The organism is Phenylobacterium sp., from assembly GCF_035569475.1.
Classification (GTDB): Bacteria; Pseudomonadota; Alphaproteobacteria; order Caulobacterales; family Caulobacteraceae; genus Phenylobacterium.
In genome coordinates, this window is sequence record NZ_DATMNA010000092.1 from 45,265 (window position 1) to 64,121 (window position 18,857).

General features: G+C 70.1%; 16 protein-coding genes. 8 read left to right on the top strand and 8 right to left on the bottom strand.

Annotated elements, in window-relative coordinates:
- The first annotated feature begins 52 nt into the window (after window positions 1-52).
- Both VNW53_RS14545 and VNW53_RS14550 read left to right on the top strand, forming a co-directional pair.
- Window positions 53-1,267, top strand: coding sequence for an NADP-dependent isocitrate dehydrogenase (locus tag VNW53_RS14545; protein ID WP_325556436.1), 1,215 nt, complete (start codon window positions 53-55; stop codon window positions 1,265-1,267).
- A gap of 109 nt (window positions 1,268-1,376) precedes the next feature.
- The gene (locus VNW53_RS14550) at window positions 1,377-1,760 is read left to right on the top strand and encodes a VOC family protein (RefSeq protein WP_325556437.1); all 384 of its coding nucleotides are present in this window, start codon (window positions 1,377-1,379) and stop codon (window positions 1,758-1,760) included.
- Here the strand turns inward: VNW53_RS14550 and alaS are convergent, their stop codons facing one another.
- On the bottom strand, window positions 1,761-4,427 hold the full coding sequence (gene alaS, locus VNW53_RS14555) for an alanine--tRNA ligase (protein WP_325556438.1): 2,667 nt from the start codon (window positions 4,425-4,427) through the stop codon (window positions 1,761-1,763).
- A 264-nt stretch (window positions 4,428-4,691) separates the two neighbouring features.
- Window positions 4,692-5,762: a recombinase RecA gene (gene recA / locus VNW53_RS14560; protein ID WP_325556481.1), complete on the bottom strand. Its 1,071-nt coding sequence runs from the start codon at window positions 5,760-5,762 to the stop codon at window positions 4,692-4,694.
- Window positions 5,763-6,164: 402 nt separating this feature from the next.
- Here recA and rpiB point away from each other — a divergent pair, with 402 nt between their 5' ends.
- Window positions 6,165-6,614, top strand: a complete 450-nt coding sequence (gene rpiB / locus VNW53_RS14565; protein ID WP_325556440.1) for a ribose 5-phosphate isomerase B — start codon at window positions 6,165-6,167, stop codon at window positions 6,612-6,614.
- Window positions 6,615-6,671: 57 nt separating this feature from the next.
- Here rpiB and plsY read toward each other — a convergent pair whose 3' ends face one another.
- A complete protein-coding gene (gene plsY, locus VNW53_RS14570) occupies window positions 6,672-7,298 on the bottom strand; it encodes a glycerol-3-phosphate 1-O-acyltransferase PlsY (protein WP_325556442.1) in 627 nt (208 codons plus the stop codon).
- A gap of 323 nt (window positions 7,299-7,621) precedes the next feature.
- Here plsY and VNW53_RS14575 point away from each other — a divergent pair, with 323 nt between their 5' ends.
- Window positions 7,622-8,467 (top strand): VacJ family lipoprotein, encoded by an 846-nt coding sequence (locus tag VNW53_RS14575; protein ID WP_325556443.1) that lies wholly within the window; start codon window positions 7,622-7,624, stop codon window positions 8,465-8,467.
- 9 nt (window positions 8,468-8,476) lie between these two features.
- Complete coding sequence (locus VNW53_RS14580; protein WP_325556445.1) at window positions 8,477-11,083, top strand: MMPL family transporter; 2,607 nt, start codon at window positions 8,477-8,479, stop codon at window positions 11,081-11,083.
- Here VNW53_RS14580 and VNW53_RS14585 read toward each other — a convergent pair.
- On the bottom strand, window positions 11,075-11,662 hold the full coding sequence (locus VNW53_RS14585; RefSeq protein ID WP_325556447.1) for an MlaC/ttg2D family ABC transporter substrate-binding protein: 588 nt from the start codon (window positions 11,660-11,662) through the stop codon (window positions 11,075-11,077). The two genes, VNW53_RS14580 and VNW53_RS14585, sit on opposite strands and share 9 nt — an antisense overlap.
- Window positions 11,663-11,759: 97 nt before the next feature.
- Entirely contained in the window at window positions 11,760-12,152 is a 393-nt protein-coding gene (locus VNW53_RS14590; RefSeq protein WP_325556448.1) for a hypothetical protein, read from the bottom strand.
- A 248-nt stretch (window positions 12,153-12,400) separates the two neighbouring features.
- On the opposite strand from VNW53_RS14590, the gene VNW53_RS14595 reads away from it, so the two are divergent.
- On the top strand, window positions 12,401-13,117 hold the full coding sequence (locus VNW53_RS14595) for an SDR family oxidoreductase (RefSeq protein ID WP_325556449.1): 717 nt from the start codon (window positions 12,401-12,403) through the stop codon (window positions 13,115-13,117).
- Window positions 13,118-13,386: 269 nt separating this feature from the next.
- Window positions 13,387-15,879, top strand: a complete 2,493-nt coding sequence (locus VNW53_RS14600; protein WP_325556452.1) for a TonB-dependent receptor — start codon at window positions 13,387-13,389, stop codon at window positions 15,877-15,879.
- Between the two features lie 58 nt (window positions 15,880-15,937).
- Here the strand turns inward: VNW53_RS14600 and VNW53_RS14605 are convergent, their stop codons facing one another.
- Window positions 15,938-17,017, bottom strand: coding sequence for an alpha/beta fold hydrolase (locus VNW53_RS14605; protein ID WP_325556453.1), 1,080 nt, complete (start codon window positions 17,015-17,017; stop codon window positions 15,938-15,940).
- 122 nt (window positions 17,018-17,139) lie between these two features.
- On the opposite strand from VNW53_RS14605, the gene VNW53_RS14610 reads away from it, so the two are divergent.
- Window positions 17,140-17,778, top strand: a complete 639-nt coding sequence (locus VNW53_RS14610) for a glycine zipper 2TM domain-containing protein (protein WP_325556455.1) — start codon at window positions 17,140-17,142, stop codon at window positions 17,776-17,778.
- A 62-nt stretch (window positions 17,779-17,840) separates the two neighbouring features.
- Here the strand turns inward: VNW53_RS14610 and VNW53_RS14615 are convergent, their stop codons facing one another.
- On the bottom strand, window positions 17,841-18,014 hold the full coding sequence (locus tag VNW53_RS14615; RefSeq protein ID WP_325556456.1) for a hypothetical protein: 174 nt from the start codon (window positions 18,012-18,014) through the stop codon (window positions 17,841-17,843).
- Between the two features lie 107 nt (window positions 18,015-18,121).
- On the bottom strand, window positions 18,122-18,709 hold the full coding sequence (locus VNW53_RS14620) for a TIGR00730 family Rossman fold protein (protein ID WP_325556457.1): 588 nt from the start codon (window positions 18,707-18,709) through the stop codon (window positions 18,122-18,124).
- Between the last annotated feature and the right edge of the window lie 148 nt (window positions 18,710-18,857).

An 18,857-nucleotide genomic window follows, 5' to 3' on the forward strand; every position in this document is an offset into this window, starting at 1 on the left:
CGAAGGCTATTAGGGCGCCCAACCCTGGTTTCGCGCGGAGCGCCTGTCCCACATGGCAAAGATCAAAGTCGCCAACCCTGTCGTCGATCTCGACGGGGACGAGATGACCCGCATCATCTGGAAGCTGATCAAGGACAAGCTGATCCTCCCCTTCCTGGACCTGAAGATCGAGTATTACGATCTGGGCATGGAGAACCGCGACGCCACCGACGACAAGGTGACGGTCGAGGCCGCCGAGGCGATCAAGAAGTGGGGCGTCGGCATCAAGTGCGCGACCATCACCCCCGACGAAGCCCGGGTGAAGGAATTCAACCTGAAGAAGATGTGGAAGTCGCCGAACGGCACCATCCGCAACATCCTCGACGGCGTAGTCTTCCGCGAACCGATCATCTGCAAGAACGTACCGCGGCTGATCCCCGGCTGGACCCAGCCGATCATCATCGGCCGCCACGCCTTCGGCGACCAGTACCGCGCCACCGATTTCAAGGTGCCCGGCCCCGGCAAGCTGACCATGAGCTGGGTGGGCGAGAACGGCGACCAGCTGGATTTCGAGGTGTTCGACTTCCCGGCCGCCGGCGTGGCCATGGGGATGTACAACCTCGACGCCTCGATCCGCGACTTCGCCCACGCCTGCCTGAACTACGGCCTGGCGCGCGGCTTCCCGGTGTACCTGTCGACCAAGAACACCATTCTCAAGGCCTATGACGGGCGCTTCAAGGACATCTTCGCCGAGGTCTACGAGGCGGAGTACGCCGCCAAGTTCAAGGCCGCCGGCATCGTCTACGAGCACCGGCTGATCGACGACATGGTCGCCTCGGCGCTGAAGTGGTCGGGCAATTTCCTGTGGGCCTGCAAGAACTACGACGGCGACGTGCAGTCCGATTCCGTGGCCCAGGGCTTCGGCTCGCTGGGCCTGATGACCTCGGTGCTGATCACCCCGGACGGCAAGACCATGGAGGCCGAGGCCGCCCACGGCACCGTCACCCGCCACTTCCGCCAGCACCAGCGCGGCGAGGCCACCTCGACCAACTCCATCGCCTCGATCTTCGCCTGGACGCGCGGCCTGGAGCATCGCGCCAAGCTGGACGGCAACGCCGAGCTCGACCGCTTCGCCAAGACGCTGGAGAAGGTCTGCGTGGCGACCGTCGAATCCGGCTCGATGACCAAGGACCTGGCCCTGCTGGTCGGCGACACCCAGGGCTGGCTCACCACCGAGGGCTTCATCGACAAGGTGGCGGCGAACCTGGAGAAGGCCCTGGCCGCCTAGGATCCAGGGCTCGGACCAGGCCCTCGCGGAATCGGGACCCGGTCATCGGTTCGTTCTTGCTTCGTTCCACGGCTGCGGTATCGTCGCGGCGGATCGAGAGGGACGCACCATGACCATCGGCTACATCACCATCGGCTACAACGACGAGGCCCGGGCGGTGGCGTTCTACGACGCCGTGCTGGGGGCGATCGGCTATGAGCGCGGGCCGCTCGACGGCGGCTGGGCGTTCTACGGCAAGGGCGACGCGCCGGGCGTCGGCCTGTGCAAACCCTTCGACGGCCAGGCGGCGCGCGGCGGCAACGGGGCCATGACCGGCTTCAAGACCGACACGCCCGACCAGGTGAAGGCGGCCCACGCCGCGGCCCTGGCCTATGGCGGGACCGACGAGGGCGCGCCGGGCTTTCGCCCGCCGGAAGCGACGACGGGCTTCTACGGCGCCTATGTCCGCGACGGCGCGGGCAACAAGCTCTGCGTCTACGCCACCGTCGCTTGATTAGGCGCTGATCGCGGCCTTGGCGGCCGCCAGGCCTTCGGCGGCCCTGGCGCCGTCGGGGGCGCCGCCCTGGGCGAAGTCGGGACGGCCACCGGCGCCCTGACCGCCCAGGGCCTGCACCGCCGACCTGGCGATCTCCACGGCGTTGTTGGCGGCCTGGGCAGAGCCGGTCACCGCCACGGTGACCGCGGCCTTGCCGTCGGCCGTGCCCACGAGGACGATCACCCCGTCGGGGAGCTGCTTCTTGAATTCCTCGGCGATGGGCCGCAGGTCCTTGCCGCCGACGCCGTCCATCACCCGCGCCAGCACCTTGACGCCGGCGACGTCCTCGGGCCCGGCCGCCGCGCCGCCGCCCGAGCCTGCGCCCATGGCGAGCTGGCGCTTGGCGTCGCCGAGCTCCTTCTCCAGTTGGCGGCGCTGGGCCTCGAGGGTCGCCACCCGGACCGGAACCTCCGAGACCGGGACCTTGAACTGGTCGGCGAGGCCCTTGGCCACCGCCGCTTGGTCCAGCAGCCAGCGGCGCGCCAGTTCGCCGGTGAGCGCCTCGATCCGGCGCACGCCCGCCGCCACGCCCTGCTCTTGGACCACCTTGAACAGGGCGATGTCGCCGGTGCGCGCCACGTGGGTGCCGCCGCAGAGCTCGACCGAATAGGCCCCCTGCCCGTCCAGCGACTCCCCGAGCGTCAGCACGCGCACGGTCTCGCCGTACTTCTCGCCGAACAGGGCCATGGCGCCGGCGGCCATGGCCTCCTTGGGCGCCATCAGTTGGGTCTCGGCCGGCAGGTTCTGGCGCACCACCGCGTTCACCTCGGCCTCGATGCGGTCGATCTCCTCCGGGGTCACCGGTGCGCCGTGGCTGAAGTCGAAGCGGATGCGCTCGCCGTCGACCATCTGGCCCTTCTGGGTCACGTGCGGACCCAGCACATTGCGCAGGGCCGCGTGCAGCAGGTGGGTGGCGGAGTGGTTGGCCCGCGTCTGGGCGCGCCGCTCGGGGTCGACCGCCAGGCGCACCTGCGCGCCGGGCGCCAGCGCGCCCTCGGCGATCTCCAGGTCGTGCACGAACAGGTCGCCGGCCTGCTTCTGGACGTCGGTGACGCGGGCGCGGCCCTTCGTTCCGTCGGCCATGGCCCATTCCACCTCGCCCTGGTCGCCCGCCTGGCCGCCGCTCTCGGCATAGAAGGGCGTGCGGTCGAACACCGCCTGGACGCGGGCGCCGGCCACGGCCCCGTCGATCTCGCGGCCGTCCTCGACCAGGGCCAGCAGCTCGCCGGTGACCTCGATCGCCTCGTAGCCCACGAACTCGGTCGGCCCCAGCCGGTCGCGGATCGCGAACCACTCGCCCGCCGCGGCCACCTGGCCGGAGCCCGTCCAGGCCTCGCGGGCCTGCTCGCGCTGGCGCGCCATCGCCGCGTCGAAGCCGTCGAGGTCGACCGTCAGGCCCTTGGCCCGCACCGCGTCCTGGGTCAGGTCGAGGGGGAAGCCATAGGTGTCATAGAGCCTGAAGGCGGTGTCGCCGGACAGCACGTCGCCGGCGCCGAGCCCGGCCGTCGCCTCGTCCAGCAGGCTCATGCCGCGCCCGAGCGTGCGGCGGAAGCGCTCCTCCTCCTGGCGGAGGGTGTCGACGATCGCGGGCTCGGCGCGCTTCAGCTCCGGGAAAGCCTCGCCCATCTGGGCCACCAGGGTCGGCGCCAGGCGGTGCATCAGCGGCTCGGCCGCGCCCAGCAGGTGGGCGTGGCGCATGGCGCGCCGCATGATCCGGCGCAGAACGTAGCCGCGGCCCTCGTTGGACGGCGTCACCCCGTCGGCAATCAGGAAGCTGGACGAGCGCAGGTGGTCGGCGATCACCCGGTGCGAGGGGCCGTTCGTGGCGCCGCCCTCGCCGCCGACCAGGTCGCGGCTGGCGGCGATGAGGCTGCGGAACAGGTCGATGTCGTAGTTGTCGTGCACCCCTTGCAGGACCGCGGCGATCCGCTCCAGGCCCATGCCGGTGTCGATGGAGGGCTTGGGCAGGTTGGTGCGATCGCCGCCCGCGAGTTGCTCGTACTGCATGAAGACCAGGTTCCAGATCTCCACGAACCGGTCGCCGTCCTCGTCCGGGCTGCCGGGCGGGCCGCCGGGGATGTGGGCGCCGTGGTCGTAGAAGATCTCCGAACAGGGACCGCAGGGGCCGGTGTCGCCCATCGACCAGAAGTTGTCGGCCGTGGCGATGCGGATGATCTTGCCGTCCGGCAGGCCGGCGATCTTCTTCCAGAGGCTGTGGGCCTCGTCGTCCTCGGCGTAGACGGTGACGAGCAGCTTCTCGACCGGCAGCTCGAACTCCTTGGTGAGCAGCTCCCAGGCGTATTCGATGGCGCCGGCCTTGAAGTAGTCGCCGAATGAGAAATTGCCGAGCATCTCGAAGAAGGTGTGGTGGCGCGCGGTGTAGCCGACGTTGTCCAGGTCGTTGTGCTTGCCGCCGGCGCGGACCGACTTCTGCGACGACGCCGCGCGCGGCCAGGGCGCGGTCTCGGCGCCGGTGAAATAGTTCTTGAACGGCACCATGCCGGCGTTGACGAACAGCAGGGTCGGGTCGTTCTGCGGCACCAGGGGAGCCGAGGCGATCACGGCGTGGTCCTTCCGCTGGAAGTAGTCCAGGAAGTGACTGCGGATCTCGTTCACGCTCGGCATTGGGCTGTCGCAACTCTCGTTCGATTTCGGCGGACGGCCGCCCGGCTTCGGGCGCGCCCACCCCAGATGGGAACCGGCTGACCGTTTACGAAACTTGGCCCGCCTCGAACAAGGAAAAGGGCGCCGCAAACGGAAAAGGACGCCCGGGCGAACCCGGACGTCCTCGCTTCCGATGCCGCGCGCCGGCGCGGGGTGCGCCACGGGCCGGTTGGCGGGAAGGCCCGTCGCGAAGGCGGCGCGCGGCAGGGAAACCCTCCAGGCCGCCTATTCGTCTTCCGGCTCGGGGCCGCCGACGAGGAGTTCCTCCTCGATGACCGCCTTGGCGCCGCGGACCGCCTTTTCGATGTCGTTGGCCACGTCGGGGTTGGCCTTCAGGAACTCGCGGACATTGTCGCGGCCCTGGCCGATGCGCTGGCTCGCGTAGGAGAACCAGGAGCCGGACTTCTCGATCACGCCGGCCTTGACGCCCAGGTCGATGATCTCGCCCAGCTTGGAGATCCCCTCGCCGTACATGATGTCGAACTCGACCTCGCGGAACGGCGGGGCGACCTTGTTCTTGACCACCTTCACGCGGACGTTGTTGCCGATGATCTCGTCGGCCCGCTTCACCGACCCAGTGCGGCGGATGTCCAGGCGCACCGAGGCGTAGAACTTCAGCGCATTGCCGCCGGTGGTGGTCTCCGGCGAGCCGTACATCACCCCGATCTTCATGCGGATCTGGTTGATGAAGATCACCAGGGTGTGGGTCTTGGAAATGGAGGCGGTGAGCTTGCGCAGCGCCTGACTCATCAATCGGGCCTGAAGGCCCGGCAGGCTGTCGCCCATCTCGCCTTCGATTTCCGCCCGCGGGGTGAGCGCGGCCACCGAGTCGATGACGATGATGTCCACCGCGCCCGAGCGCACCAGGGTGTCGGTGATCTCCAGCGCCTGCTCGCCGGTGTCCGGCTGGGAGACCAGCAGCTCGTCCAGGTCGACGCCCAGCTTGTGGGCGTAGGACGGGTCGAGCGCATGTTCGGCGTCGACGAAGGCCGCGGTGCCGCCGGCCTTCTGGACCTCGGCCACCACATGCAGGGCCAGCGTCGTCTTGCCGGAGCTTTCCGGCCCGTAGATCTCCACGATCCGCCCCTTGGGCAGGCCGCCGATGCCCAGCGCCATGTCGAGGCCGAGCGAGCCGGTCGACACCGACTCGATCTCCACGATCTTGCCCTTGTCGCCCAGCTTCATCACCGAGCCCTTGCCGAAGGCCCGGTCGATCTGGCTCAGCGCCGCTTCCAGAGCGCGCTGCTTGTCACCGTCTTCACGTGCCACGAGTTTCAACGCCACCGGCTGAGTCATTTTTCCCAAGCCCCTTATCCTACGATTCCGCCAACAGGATCGGCCAATCGACCCGCCCTCGGGCCACGACCGCCGTGGGACTCATGCGTACCGGCTTTGTTCCATGTTCGCAAGATGTTCTTTTTGACGTCGCGCCGGGGTATAGCGAAGGATCGATCGCAACCAGCCGCGCACCACAGCGGGGCCACAAGCGCGGACATAGGCGGTGCCTGATCCCGCACAATTTCGCGCGTTAGATGGCCGCGAGCTGATCGAAGATGCCGACCGTCACGCGCTCTGCCATGTGATTGAGCGCCAAGCGTAGCTTGAATTCAGACATGATCGACCTGACACGAGTGGGACGGCGGAGATATTGTCACGCTCAAGCCGCCAGATCGCCTTGGGAAACGGGACGACGTCTCCATGACCGCCAACAACCGCATCGTCCTCTCGAGCGACCACCACGGCCTTCAGCTCCGGCAGGCCATTGCCGCTCATATCGCGGCGCAGGGCTGGGTGGCGGTCGACATCGGGCCGACGACGCGGGAGAGCACGGACTATCCCAGGCAAGGCGAAGCGGCGGGGCGGCTCGTCGCCTCCGGTGACTGCCGGTTCGGCGTCATCCTGTGCGGAACCGGCCAGGGCATCATGATGGCGGCGAACAAGGTCAAGGGCATCCGCTGCGGCGTCTGCGCCGACACATTCTCAGCCCGCATGATCCGCCGGCACAACGACGCCAACATGCTTTCGATGGGTGTGCGCGTGGTGGGCGAAGGGCTGGCGCTCGACATCGTGGATGCGTTCCTGACCGCCCGGTTCGAGGGCGGCCGGCATGCGGCGCGGGTGGCGATGATCGGGACGCTGGAGGGGTAGCCTGGATCTCCGCCTGCGCGGGGACGAGCGGATTGGCGGGGCCCGCCGCGTCGTCTGTCAGGTCCGCCCCAGGCGGGGCTCTGTCCCGGCCAGCAGGCGCTGAATATTGGCGCGATGGCGCACGATCACGTAGGCGCCGCCGGCGATGACCAGCAGCCGATAGGGCAGCGGTTGCGGCAAGCCGCAGATCAGCGCGATCGCGGCCAAGGCCGCCAGCATCGAACTCAGGGAGACGATCCGAAAAACGGCCAGCCCGACGCCAAAAGCCGTCGCCGCGCCCAGGCCAACCGGCCAGGACAACGCCAGCAACACGCCCAGCCCCGTCGCAGCGGATTTGCCGCCCGTGAAATTCAGCCAGATCGAACGGCTGTGCCCCAACAACGCGGCGAGTCCGGCCAGGCACACGGTCCAGGGCGCCCAGGCCTGCAGATCTAGCGCCGTCGGCGGCGTGACGGACAGCCATGTCGAGAGCCAAGGATAAAGCCAGCGGGCGAACAGGATCGCCGCCACGCCTTTCAGCACATCGACCAGGATCACCACCAAGGCGGGCCATTTCCCCAGGGTCCGCAGCACGTTCGTCGCGCCGGTGGATCTGGAGCCGTGTTCCCGGATGTCGATGCCTTTGAGCAGCTTCCCCGCCAGATAGCCCGTCGGCGTCGAACCGAGGAGATAGGCGATCGCCACGCCGGCTCCGCTCGCTATCCAGAAAGCCATGGGATTTGCCTTCGACGCTACAGGTTCAGGCGCTAGTTCGGCGCCTTGGCGGCGGGGAGCAAGGGCTATGTCTGCGGGTCTGCCCCTGGGCGTTGGCGAATGTCCCGTTTGGCGCGAGCCGAAACCTAAGCTACGGCTCCCAGGACGCCCCACCTGAGGCGCTCGTCGTCCAGGGGCGTCCTCTCACCGAGGCCCCGATTACCCTGCACCGGATGGACCCGCTCGCATGAACTGTGCCCGGCAAGGCCGCGCGTGATTTCGGCCTTCAGCGGATCGGCCGGGGGCGGCGTCGCATGCGCGTAGCGGGACCCTGGCGGCGCGCCCGGGGCGGCGCGGTCGCGGCGATGGCGGCGCTGGCGGTGGGGGCGGCGTCGCCGGTCCTGGCCCAGGCCCAGCCGCCGGCGGCGGGGCCGCTGGCCACGACGTCGAACGGCGATCCCTTCGAACGGGTGAACCGCGGGCTCTTCGCCTTCAACGGCGTCCTGGACCGCGTCCTGCTGCGCCCGGTGGCCATGACCTATCGCCGGCTGCTGCCGCGGCCCGTCCGCCGGGGCGTGCACAATGTCCTCGGCAACCTCGACGAGCCGATCGTGCTGGCCAACGACCTGCTGCAGCTTCGCCTGCGGCAGGCGGCGCAGACCGCGGCGCGGTTCGTGGGCAATACGACGGTGGGCGTTCTGGGCGTCTTCGACGTCGCGACCCCCGCCGGCCTGCCGCACCACGACAACAGCTTCGGCGACACGCTGGGGCGCGCCGGCGTCCCGGTCGGGCCCTACCTGTTCCTGCCCGCGATCGGCCCCACCACGGTGCGGGAGCTGCTGGGCGGCGCGGCCGACTTCTATATCGACCCGGTGGCGCACCTGGGCGGGGTGAACGCCCAGCAGGTGGGGATCGGGCAGGCCGTGCTCGGCGCGCTGGACGCCCGGGTGGAGGCCGACGCGGACATCAAGAGCCTCGAGGCCAGCGCCATCGATCCCTACGCCACCGCCCGCTCGGCCCACCTCCAGCAGACCGCCGCGCGGCTCAACGGGGGCGAGGTCCCGCTGGACGCCCTCCCCGACATTCCGCCGGAGACCGCGCCCGCGCCGCCGGTCCCCGAGGCGCCGACGCCGACGCCCGACTCGCCGCCGGAGCCCTAGACCGTGCGGATGACCTCCCCTGCCGAGCTGGCCGCGCAATCCGGCTTCGTCGCCAAGCTGGTCGCCCGCCTGGTGGGGCTGGGCGCGGGCCGGCCGCGGCTGGTCGCGCTGGCGGCGCTGGCGGCCTTCGTGGCCAGCCTCGCCTATCTGGCGGCGAACCTCTCGATCCGCACGGACCTCAACGGCCTGATCGACAAGAGCGTGCCGTGGCGCCGCACGACCATGGCCATCGAACAGGCCTTCCCGCAGATGGGCGACGACATCGTGGTCGTCATCGACGGCCAGACCCCCGAGCGCGCCCACCGCGCGGCTACGGCCCTCACCACGGCGCTGCAGGCCCGCACCGACCTGTTCAGCCAGGTCGACCCGACGGACGCCTTCCTGGATCGCGAGGGGCTGCTGTTCCTCGGCCTGCCGGAGGTGAAGGCCCAGACCCAGGCCCTGATCGCGGCCCAGCCCCTGCTGGGCCCGGTGGCGGCCGACCCCAGCCTGCGCGGGCTGGCGGACGGCCTGCGCGCCGCGCTGACCGGCGCCGAGCAGGACCCGCAGCGGCTCACGCTGCTGGGTCCGCCGCTGGCCAGGATCACCGCCGCCCTCGATTCGGCCGCGCGAGGCAAGCCGGTGGCCTTCTCCTGGCAGGCCCTGTTGAGCGGCGGCGCGGCCGACCGCGGCGACCTGCGGCGCATCGTGCGGCTGACCCCCGTGGTGGACTATTCGAAGGTCGCGCCCGGCGAGCGCGCGGAGGCGGCGATCCGCAGGACCGCCAAGGACCTTGGCCTTAACCCCGCCTCCGGGGTCACCGTGCGCCTCACCGGCAGCGTCCCGATGGCCGACGACGAGCTCGCTACCTTGGGCGAAGCCATCGGCCCGATCGCCGCCCTGAGCCTGGCGGGCGTCGCCGCGGTGCTGATGCTCGCCACCCGGTCCTGGCGGATGATCTCGGCGATCGCGGCCACCGTGTTGGTGGGCCTCGGGATGACCAGCGCGCTCGGCCTGGCGATCTACGGCGCCTTCAACGTGATCTCGGTGGCCTTCCTGCCGCTGTTCGTCGGGCTGGGAGTCGATTTCGCCGTGCAGTTCGCCATGCGCTATCGGGTCGTGTCGCAGGATGCGCCGAGCGTCGCCGCGGCGCTGGTCCAGTCGGGCCAGTCCATCGGGCGCAGCATCGCCCTGGCCGCAGCGGCGGCGGCCATCGGCTTCCTCTCCTTCCTGCCCACCGCCTACAAGGGCGTCTCGGAGCTCGGCGGCATCGCGGGCCTGGGCATGATCGTCAGCTTCCTGCTGACCCTGACCCTTTTGCCCGCCCTGATCGGCCTCCTGGGCGCACGGCCGCCCCCGCCGCGGACGGCGGCGGTCGGCCGGCCGCCCTCAGCCCTGACGCTGGCGGCGATGGGCGCGGCGGCCCTGGCCGGCGCGGCGACCCTGGGCCTGCTCCGGTTCGACTTCGACCCGCTCTCGCTCCGCAACCCCGCGACGCAGTCGGTCGCCACCTATCACGACCTCGCCGGGCGGCCGGAGACGACGCCCAACACCCTCGACATCCAGCGGCCGGACCTCCGCTCGGCGACCCAGCTCGCCGACCGGCTCGCCCGCCTGCCGCAGGTGGCCCACGCCTACACCCTGCGCAACCTCGTGCCTGCGGACCAGGCGCCGAAGCTGGCGGCGATCGGCGACGCGGCGCTGCTGCTGGACTCGACCCTGTCGCCGTTCGAGGTCGCCGCCCCGCCGGACGACGCCGCCATCGTGGCCAGCCTCGACGCCCTGGCGGCGCGGCTGCGCGAGGTCGCCGCCGCGCCCGGACAGCCCGGCGGGCCCGCCAAGTCGGCGCGCCAGGCCGCCGCCGTCCTCGAGAGCCTCGCCCGCGCGCCCGCCGCCGGCCGCGCCCGGGCGCAGGCCGCCGTCCTGCGCGACCTGCCCGAGGCGCTGGACGAGATCCGCATGGCGCTGGCCGCCCAGCCGGTCACGCTCGACACCCTGCCCCCGGCCCTGAAGCAGCAGTGGGTCGCTCCGTCCGGCGTGGCGCGCATCGAGGTCTGGCCGAGCGGCGATCCCACCCGCGCCGCGGCGATCCAGAGGTTCGTCGCGGCGGTGCGCGGGCTGGCCGCCGACGTCAGCGGCGTCCCCGTGATCGTGCGCGATGTGGGCGCAACGGTGCTGACCGCCTTCCTGCAGGCGGCGGGCCTTTCGGTCCTGGCCATCGCGATCCTGCTGTTCGCCGCCATGCGCTCGGCGGTCGGCGTGGCCCTGACGCTGGCCCCCGTCGTGCTGACCCTGCTCCTGACCCTGGCGACCACCGCGGCGCTGAGGCAGGCCATCAACCTGGAGAACATCATCGCCCTGCCGCTGGTGCTGGGCATCGGGGTGTCGTTCAACGTCTACCTGGTTTCGGCCTGGCGCAGCGGGGCGCCGGCGCCTCTGCGGGCCAACCTGGCGCGCGCGATCCTCTACAGCGCCCTGACCACCGGCGCGGCGTTCGGCGCCCTGGTCCTGTCGTCCCACCCGGGGACCGCCAGCCTGGGGCTGGTCCTGACGGTCGCCCTCGGCTGGACCATCGTCACGACGCTGGTGTTCCAGCCGGCCCTGCTCGCGTGGAAGCCGGTCGGACGGCTACTTTAGGCGCGCGGTCGCCTCGTCCAGCTTCTTGACCAGGGCGCCGGCCCCGCCCTTGGCCAGGACGCCGGTGAAATCCGCCCGCTGGGTGGCGATCTCGCTGACGCCGTTCTCGAACACATCGACGGCCTGCCAGGCGCCGGAATATTCCCGCAGCCGGTAATAGAGCTTCGTCGGGGTCTCGCCGGGGGCGCGCACCTCGGACTTCACCAGCCGGTCGGCGCCGCGGACCTGGACGGCCGGGTCGACGACGAAGGTCACGTTCGCCGCGGAGCTCAGATCCTTCACGTAGCGCGCGACGGTGTAGCGCGAGAGGGCGGCGACGACGGCGGCGCGGTCGGCGGCGGTCATCTCCGTCCAGGCGGGCCCGACGGCCAGTTGCGCCATTACCGAGAGGTTGAAGGTCCGTTCGACCGCGGGTTTCAGCCTGGCCGCGGTCAGGCCGCCCGCGTGCAGCGCCGCAGTCAGGTCGGCGTAGAAGCCCTGGACCTGCGCGGCCGCCGGGTCGACCGCCGCAGCAGCATGGGCGGGCGGGCCGCCCAGCATCAGCGCCGCCGCCAGGGTGAGTCCAGACCTGAAACCCATCGCGGAAACGCCCTTGGGACCGAAGTGTCCGGCGGCTGTTCTACCGGCGGCGGCGAAGCGGTCAATGTGACCCGGCGCGCGCTGGGCTGCGGCCTGCCTAGTGGTGGTGGCCCTCGCGGCCGCACATGCGGTGCGCGCCGTCCCCGTCCATCCACATGATCTGGACGCCGGGGCTCCAGGTGAGCGTGCGCGTCCCGTCGCTCCAGGTCAGGCGCACGGGCCCGCCGTCCCAGGGCCGAATCGGCAGGGCGTGCGGCCCGTCGCCGGCGTCGACCACGGCGATCAGCCGCGGACCGTGGGTGTCGAAGTGGGCGACCAGGTCGCCGCCCTCCTGGCATTTGAAGCGGGTGCCGGGGTTGGACCCCGCCGCCTCGGCGCCCTGATCCTCGGTCCAGGTCGCCTGGGCCGCAGGGGCCGCGCCCCCGGCCGCGCCGGCCGCCGGATGGGTTCCGCCGACCACGGCGGCCAAAGCAAGGGCCAGTATCTGCACAACTTCCCCCAGACGCCCGATCCCGGACAACAGCCTCGCCGGCCAGGCGCCGACACCCGATCATGCACCGAGGCGGGCGCGGAGGCCACTCCATCGCATCGGCCCGCCCGCCACGCCCGCGCGGCCGCTGAATCGACAGGCGCCATTTGGGCTGGGCGAGGCGGCGGCCGGCGGCTAGAGCGTCTCGCGGTTGACCTGGATCAGGCCAGCCGATCAGCAAGCACGATCAGTAAGGACGTCAGAGCGGCATGAGCGAACAGCCCCACATCCTCGTCACCGGATCCACCCGCGGCATCGGCGCGGCGATCGCCGAGGTCCTGAACGCCCGCGGCGTGCGCTTTGTGGGCCACGGCCGCGCAGACGCAGCCGGCGTGGTCGGCGCGGACCTCGCCCGCCCCGGGGCGGCGGACGGCCTGTGGGACGCGGCCCTGGCCCGGCTGGACGGCCGGATCGACGTGCTGATCAACAACGCCGGGGTGTTCGAGCCGGTGGCGGTCGACGCCGCGGCGGACGAATGGCAGGCGAGCTGGGACCGCACCCTGCAGATCAACCTGCAGGCCTCCGCCGACCTCTGCCGGCGCGCCATCCTGCACTGGCGCGAACGCGCCAGCGGCGGTCGGATCGTCAATGTGGCGAGCCGCGCGGCCTATCGGGGCGATTCGCCGGCCCACTGGCACTACGCAGCCTCCAAGGCCGGGATGGTGGCCATGAACAAGTCGATCGCCCGCGGGTTCGCCGGCGACGGCGTGCTGGCGTTCGCGGTCTGCCCCGGCTTCACCATGACCGGCATGGCCGAGGACTATCTGTCGAGCCGCGGCGGCGACAAGCTCCTCGCCGACATCCCGCTGGGCAAGGTCGCCGACCCCGAGGAAGTGGCCAATGCGGTGGCCTACCTCGCCCTGGAAGCGCCTCCGTCCATGACCGGCGCGGTGCTCGACATCAACGGCGCAAGCTACGTACGCTGACATTTTTTCCCGCTAGGGCAGCGGGAAAAAAGCCACGGAGAGGCCACCCCTGTGGCGCCTCTGCCGCACGGCTTTACCGAACATTGTCAGATTTCATCGGCGACGCGAACCTGCCCGATCCGCGCCACATTGCGGCATTGGAAGGGGGGCTCTGGCGGGGGCCGGCTCAACCCTTCTCAATCGAAGAAGGGGCGCCCCCGGCCCGACCGCCTGTCGTTCCCGCACGCTGCCGACAGAGCAGCCCGCGGACATAAGGAGACAGGTTTCCGATGCTTCGTTCCAAGAGTGTTTTCGGCTGCGCGTCGGCGCTGGCCATGATCTGCGCGGCCGGTTCGGCCTGGGCGCAGGCCCAGTCGCCCGGCCAGGGATCGCCCGGGACCGCGACCGCCGCGGCGGCCGGCGGCGAGGTGGCCGAGCTGGTGGTCACCGCCCAGAAGCGCGAGCAGCGCCTGCAGGACGTCCCCGTCGTGGTCACCGTGCTGAGCGGCGCCAAGCTTGCGGCGAACAACGTCAACACCGTCGCCGACCTGGTCACCCTGACGCCCGGCCTGACCTCGACCACCAACGCCAGCGAGGGGACGACCATCGCCCGCATCCGCGGCGTCGGCAACGTGGCCGACAACCCGGGCCTCGAGGACGCCGTGGGCCTCTACATCGACGGCGTCTACCGGCCGCGGAACGGCGTCTCGTTCAACGACCTGGGCGAGCTCAACGACATCGAGATCCTGAAGGGTCCGCAAGGCACCCTGTTCGGCAAGAACACCATCGCCGGCGTGATCCAGATCACCACCAAGCGGCCGTCCTTCACGTTCGGCGCCCAGGCCGAGGCGACGGTGCAGAACTACAACGGCTATGGCGGTTCGTTCTCGGTGACCGGCCCGCTGATCGCCGACAAGGTGGCGATCCGGCTCTATGTCGCCGACCGCGAGCGCGACGGCTACGTGCCCGTCGTGCAGGCGCCCACGACCCACATCCCCAACCAGAACGACGAGCACGTCTTCACCACCCGCGACCAGTTGCTGGTCAACTTCACGGACGACCTGGACGTCAATTTCATCGCCGACTACAGCCGCCGGCGCGACCATTGCTGCGTCGCGCTGGACTATCAGAACGGCTCGCCGGCGGCGATCCAGAACCAGGTGTTCCCCGGCACGGTGCCCAACCCGGTCAGCCCGCGGAACAACACCGCCTACCTGAACAGCTCGAGCGTCGACAACATCACCGACCAGGGGATCTCGGCCGAGGCGCACTGGAAGACGCCGTGGCTGGGCAACGCCACCCTGACGTCGATCACCGCCTACCGCGATTCAAAGGAGAACACCGGCGGCGACACCGACGGGACGCTCGCCCCCATCGACTTCAGCGACCCCTCCACCAACTTCACGCACTTCCGGCAGTTTTCCGAGGAGCTGCAGTACCGCGGATCGACGCCAAGGCTGAACTGGCAGGTGGGCTTCTTCTATTCCCACGAGCGCCTGGACACCGGGTATTCGATCCTCAACGGCGCCGCGCTCGGCCCCTACCTGAATGTCCTGAGCGGCGGCGCCCTGCCGGCGAACGGCTATCCGGCCGGCGAAGGGACGATGGACACCTATCACCAGACCGAGCATTCCGAGGCGATCTACACCCAGGAGGAATTCAAGCTCACCGACAAGCTCTCCCTGATCGGAGGCCTGCGCTACACCTGGGAGCACAAGTCCCTGGACTCGTTCTCGACCAACAACGACACCGCGAACCTCTGCGCGCTTGCCCTGCAGGCGGCCACCGGCAGCGCGACGCCGATCCCGTTGTCGGCCTACGGCAATTTCTCCAAGGCGATCTTCGGCACCGCCTGCCTGGTGAACCCGGCCTTCAAGAACTTCACGAACCACCAGTCCCTCGACGAGGGCGCGCTCACCGGCACCGCCAAGCTGCAGTACAAGTTCAGCGACGAGGCGATGATCTATGGCTCCTATTCGCGGGGCAACCTGGTGGGCGGCTTCAACCTGGCGGAGGTCACCAAGCCCTTCGGACCGGGCGGCGCGCCCAACACCTCGCTGGCGCCGGCCACCGACACCTCGTTCCCGTCGGAGAACGTCAACGCCTATGAGCTGGGCGCCAAGACCCAGTGGCTGGACCGGCGGCTGTCGCTGAACGCGGCCGTCTTCTACCAGGCCTACCGCGACCACCAACTGAACGCCTTCACCGGCACCCAGTTCGTGGAGTTCACCATCCCCGAGGCCCAGACCGCCGGCGTCGAGCTCGAAGGCATCTACGCGGTCACGACCGGGCTGACGGTGAACGGGGGCGTCACCTATGCGGAGACCACCTATCCCAACAGCGCCGCCAACCGGGCCGTCCTCCAGGCGCCCGGAAGCGGCCTCTTCCTGCTGCCGGGCAGCCGGCTCTCCTACGCCCCGCTGTGGTCCGCCACCCTGGGCGGCAGCTACACCCACCCGGTGATCGACGGCTGGGACGGCTTCGCCACCGTCGACGCCAAGTACACCTCCAGCTACCAGGTCGGCTCCGACGAGGATCCGGCCAAGATGCAGCAGGGCTACACCCTGGTGAACGGCTCCATCGGGGTCGCGACCCACGACAAGCGGCTGGAATTCAGCATCTGGGGCACCAACCTGTTCGGCCAGTTCTACAAGCAGACGGCGTTCAACGGGGTGCTGCAGACCTTCTCCACCCCGCCGGCCCTGAACCCCGGGATGAACAACTACTACTACTACCCCGGCCAGCCGCGGTTCTACGGCATGACCGTGAAGATCAGATACTAAGAGGCGCGAGCCAGGGGCGGCCCGGAGACTCCGGGCCGCCCTCAGGCCCTAAGCGGCTTCAGCCGCCGGAGCGCTTCAGAAGGTCCGCCAGGTCGTTCCGCCAGAACACCGCCCAGGTATGGGTGCCGTGGCCGTGGGTGTCGGGGCGGCACGGGATCAGCACGAACCGGCCGCCCCTGACGCGCTTGATCTCGGTCTGGGCGAGGCCGAGCTCCGGCGGGTTGATGAAGTCGTCGCAGGAATTCACCCAGGTGAGCGGGGCCTTGATCTTCTCCAGGTCCTTGGCGGGATCGTAGGTGCGCGACGCCTCGAGCTGATAGATCAGGTCGTTGGCCTCGGCGTCCTTCAGGCGCTGCGGCAGTTGCTGCGCGTACCAGGCGTCCACCTGCTCGCCCGTAGGCATGGCGATCTGCATGGGCCAGGCCGACTGGCCGGCCAGGATCAGCAGGTTCTCTGCCCCGCGCAGGCCGAGCTGGGGCTCGGCCTTGTAGTCGCCGCCCTGCCAGGCCGGGTCGGCCTTGATCGAGGTGATCGCCATCTCGCGCCACAGGCGGTTGCGGCCGCCCAGGGCCACGGCCTGGCAGGCCAGCGGCATCGCCGCGCGCGCGCCGTCCGGATACATCTCGGCGTACAGGAACGAGTGCATGCAGCCCATGGACGTGCCCATCACCAGGCGCAGTTGCGCGACGCCCAGGGCCTGGGTGACGATGGCGTGCTCGGCCTCGACCATGTCGGCGTAGTCGTAGTGCGGGAACCGCATGTGGAGCCCGTCGGAGGGCTTCGACGACGCCCCGTGCCCGATGTCGTCGGGCATGATCAGGAAGTACTTGGCCGGATCCAGCAGGCCGCCCGGGGCGAACAGCACGTCGGCGAACTGCGGGGCGGCGAACTGGCGGCCCGAGCCGCCGGTCCCGTGCAGGATCAGCACCGCGTTGACGATCCGGCCCGCGGCGTCCTTCCTCGGCTGGCCAAGCGTGTAGTAGTGCAGCTTCAGTTCCGGCAGGGTCTCGCCCGAGCGGAACCGGAAATCCTTGATCGCATAGTCGTGCGGCTCGAGCGCGGGCGGCGCAGCCACCGCGGCGCCGGCGGCGAAGAGCCCCGCGCAAAGACCCAAGACCAGACCCGCAAATCCACGCATTCGCCGCTCCCTGATGAAGAAGCCCAAGCCTACCCGGGTCCGCCTGGTTTCGGAACCTTCGCCCTAGGGCCGCGTTTTCAACCGAACGCGAGGGACACGGTCTCTCACTGAAGGAGTGTTTCATGCGTAAGCATCTGTTGGCCGCCGGCATCACCGCCGCGGTCCTTATCCCGTCGCTGGCGATGGCGCAGGAAACCTGCGAGCAGCGCAGCGCCAACCGTACGACGGGCACGGTTCTCGGCGCGATCGGCGGCGCCCTCTTGGGCAACGCCGTGGCCAGCCACGGCGGCAAGACCGGCGGGACGATCATCGGCGGCGTGGCCGGCGCGGCCATCGGCAGCAACCTGGCCAAGGGCCCGCACGACTGCGTCCACGCCTACGGCTACTACGACAATGAAGGCCGCTGGCACGACAACCACGTCGACCGGTCGGTGGCCTACGGCTACTACGACCGTGAAGGCGAATGGATCGACGGCGCGCCGCCCGTTTCCGGCTACGCGGCCGACGCCGCCTACACCAGCCGGGCCAATTCCATGGACGTCGATCGCCGGATCGACCGCATCCAGGAGCGCATCGACCGCGGGCGCGCCGACGGCAGCCTGTCGCGCCGCGACGCCAACGACGCCGAGCGGACCCTCAGCGACATCCGCCGTCAGGAAACCGACCTGCGCGGGGACGGCCGCCTGAGCGACCGCGACAACTCCATGCTGCAGGCGCGGCTCGACCGCCTGTCGCGGCAGGTGCGCGTCGACAACCAATAAACACGCTCGCTGGGAACAAGGCCGGGCCCTCGGCGCAAGCCGGGGGCCTCCTGCTGTTCAGGTCAGCGGATCAGGCCGCCGTAGCGGTGGCGCTGGGTGTCGCCGGCGAGCGCCCGGCCGAAGGCGCGGAACAGGCCCAGCTCGCGCACCCGCTCGCTGAGGCAGACCGCCACGACGGCGCCCACGACGGCGGTCATGGCCGCCAGGATCAGCAAGACGACGAAGTTCGGGTCCATAAAGGTTAATAGAGCCCTAAGCTTGAGCGGCGCCTAGAGACATTCCGCCGCAGCGGAGCAAATGTTCGTGCGCGCCGCGCCGACGCCGCAATTCGCGGCAGGGCCGGCTAGTAGCGCTGCTCCACCGGGGCCACGCCCCATTTGGGCGGCGGCGGGACATAGGCGCGGAAGGCCTCCACGGCCTGGGCCGTGGTCTCGGCGTAGATGAGCATGTCGACGTATTGCTGGGCGAGGAAGCCCTTGTCGGCCATCTGCTGCACCGCGACGCGCAGCGGATCGTAGTAGCCGCTGACGTTGACGAAGCCGCACGGCTTGGCGTGGAAGCCAAGCAAGGCCCAGGTCCACTGCTCGAAGATCTCCTCGAACGTCCCCGGACCGCCCGGCAGGCAGAGGAAGCCGTCGGCCAGCTCGGCCATGGCCCATTTGCGCTCGTGCATGGAGTTGACGACGCGCAGTTCGGTCAGGCCCGGGTGGCCGATCTCCTGGTTGACGAGATCGGCGGGCATCACGCCGATCACCTTGCCGCCGGCCGCGAGCGCCGCGTCGGCGACCGCGCCCATCAGCCCGACTTTGCCGCCGCCATAGACCAGCGTAAGCCCCGCCTTGGCGATCAGCGTCCCGGCCGTGACGGCCTCTGCGTGGAAGGCGGGATCGAAGCCGGAGGCGGAGCCGCAATAGACGCAGATGCTGTTCAAGAAGCCTCGCCCCCGCCGTTTCGGAGAAGAATTGGAGGGGCGCTCCAATAGGCCGATTGCGCGCTTATGTCACGGGGCGGCTGGCCTACCGGCATTTCGCCCGCTACATAGCATTTTACGGACCGCCAAACTGGGGGGCCGGGCGTCC

Coding starts and splice junctions, on each gene's coding strand:
- VNW53_RS14545 (WP_325556436.1), top strand. CDS start 53: ATGGCAAAGATCAAAGTCGCCAACCCTGTCGTCGATCTCGACGGGGAC.
- VNW53_RS14550 (WP_325556437.1), top strand. CDS start 1,377: ATGACCATCGGCTACATCACCATCGGCTACAACGACGAGGCCCGGGCG.
- alaS (WP_325556438.1), bottom strand. CDS start 4,427: ATGCCGAGCGTGAACGAGATCCGCAGTCACTTCCTGGACTACTTCCAG.
- recA (WP_325556481.1), bottom strand. CDS start 5,762: ATGACTCAGCCGGTGGCGTTGAAACTCGTGGCACGTGAAGACGGTGAC.
- rpiB (WP_325556440.1), top strand. CDS start 6,165: ATGACCGCCAACAACCGCATCGTCCTCTCGAGCGACCACCACGGCCTT.
- VNW53_RS14575 (WP_325556443.1), top strand. CDS start 7,622: ATGCGCGTAGCGGGACCCTGGCGGCGCGCCCGGGGCGGCGCGGTCGCG.
- VNW53_RS14580 (WP_325556445.1), top strand. CDS start 8,477: ATGACCTCCCCTGCCGAGCTGGCCGCGCAATCCGGCTTCGTCGCCAAG.
- VNW53_RS14585 (WP_325556447.1), bottom strand. CDS start 11,662: ATGGGTTTCAGGTCTGGACTCACCCTGGCGGCGGCGCTGATGCTGGGC.
- VNW53_RS14595 (WP_325556449.1), top strand. CDS start 12,401: ATGAGCGAACAGCCCCACATCCTCGTCACCGGATCCACCCGCGGCATC.
- VNW53_RS14600 (WP_325556452.1), top strand. CDS start 13,387: ATGCTTCGTTCCAAGAGTGTTTTCGGCTGCGCGTCGGCGCTGGCCATG.
- VNW53_RS14605 (WP_325556453.1), bottom strand. CDS start 17,017: ATGCGTGGATTTGCGGGTCTGGTCTTGGGTCTTTGCGCGGGGCTCTTC.
- VNW53_RS14610 (WP_325556455.1), top strand. CDS start 17,140: ATGCGTAAGCATCTGTTGGCCGCCGGCATCACCGCCGCGGTCCTTATC.
- VNW53_RS14615 (WP_325556456.1), bottom strand. CDS start 18,014: ATGGACCCGAACTTCGTCGTCTTGCTGATCCTGGCGGCCATGACCGCC.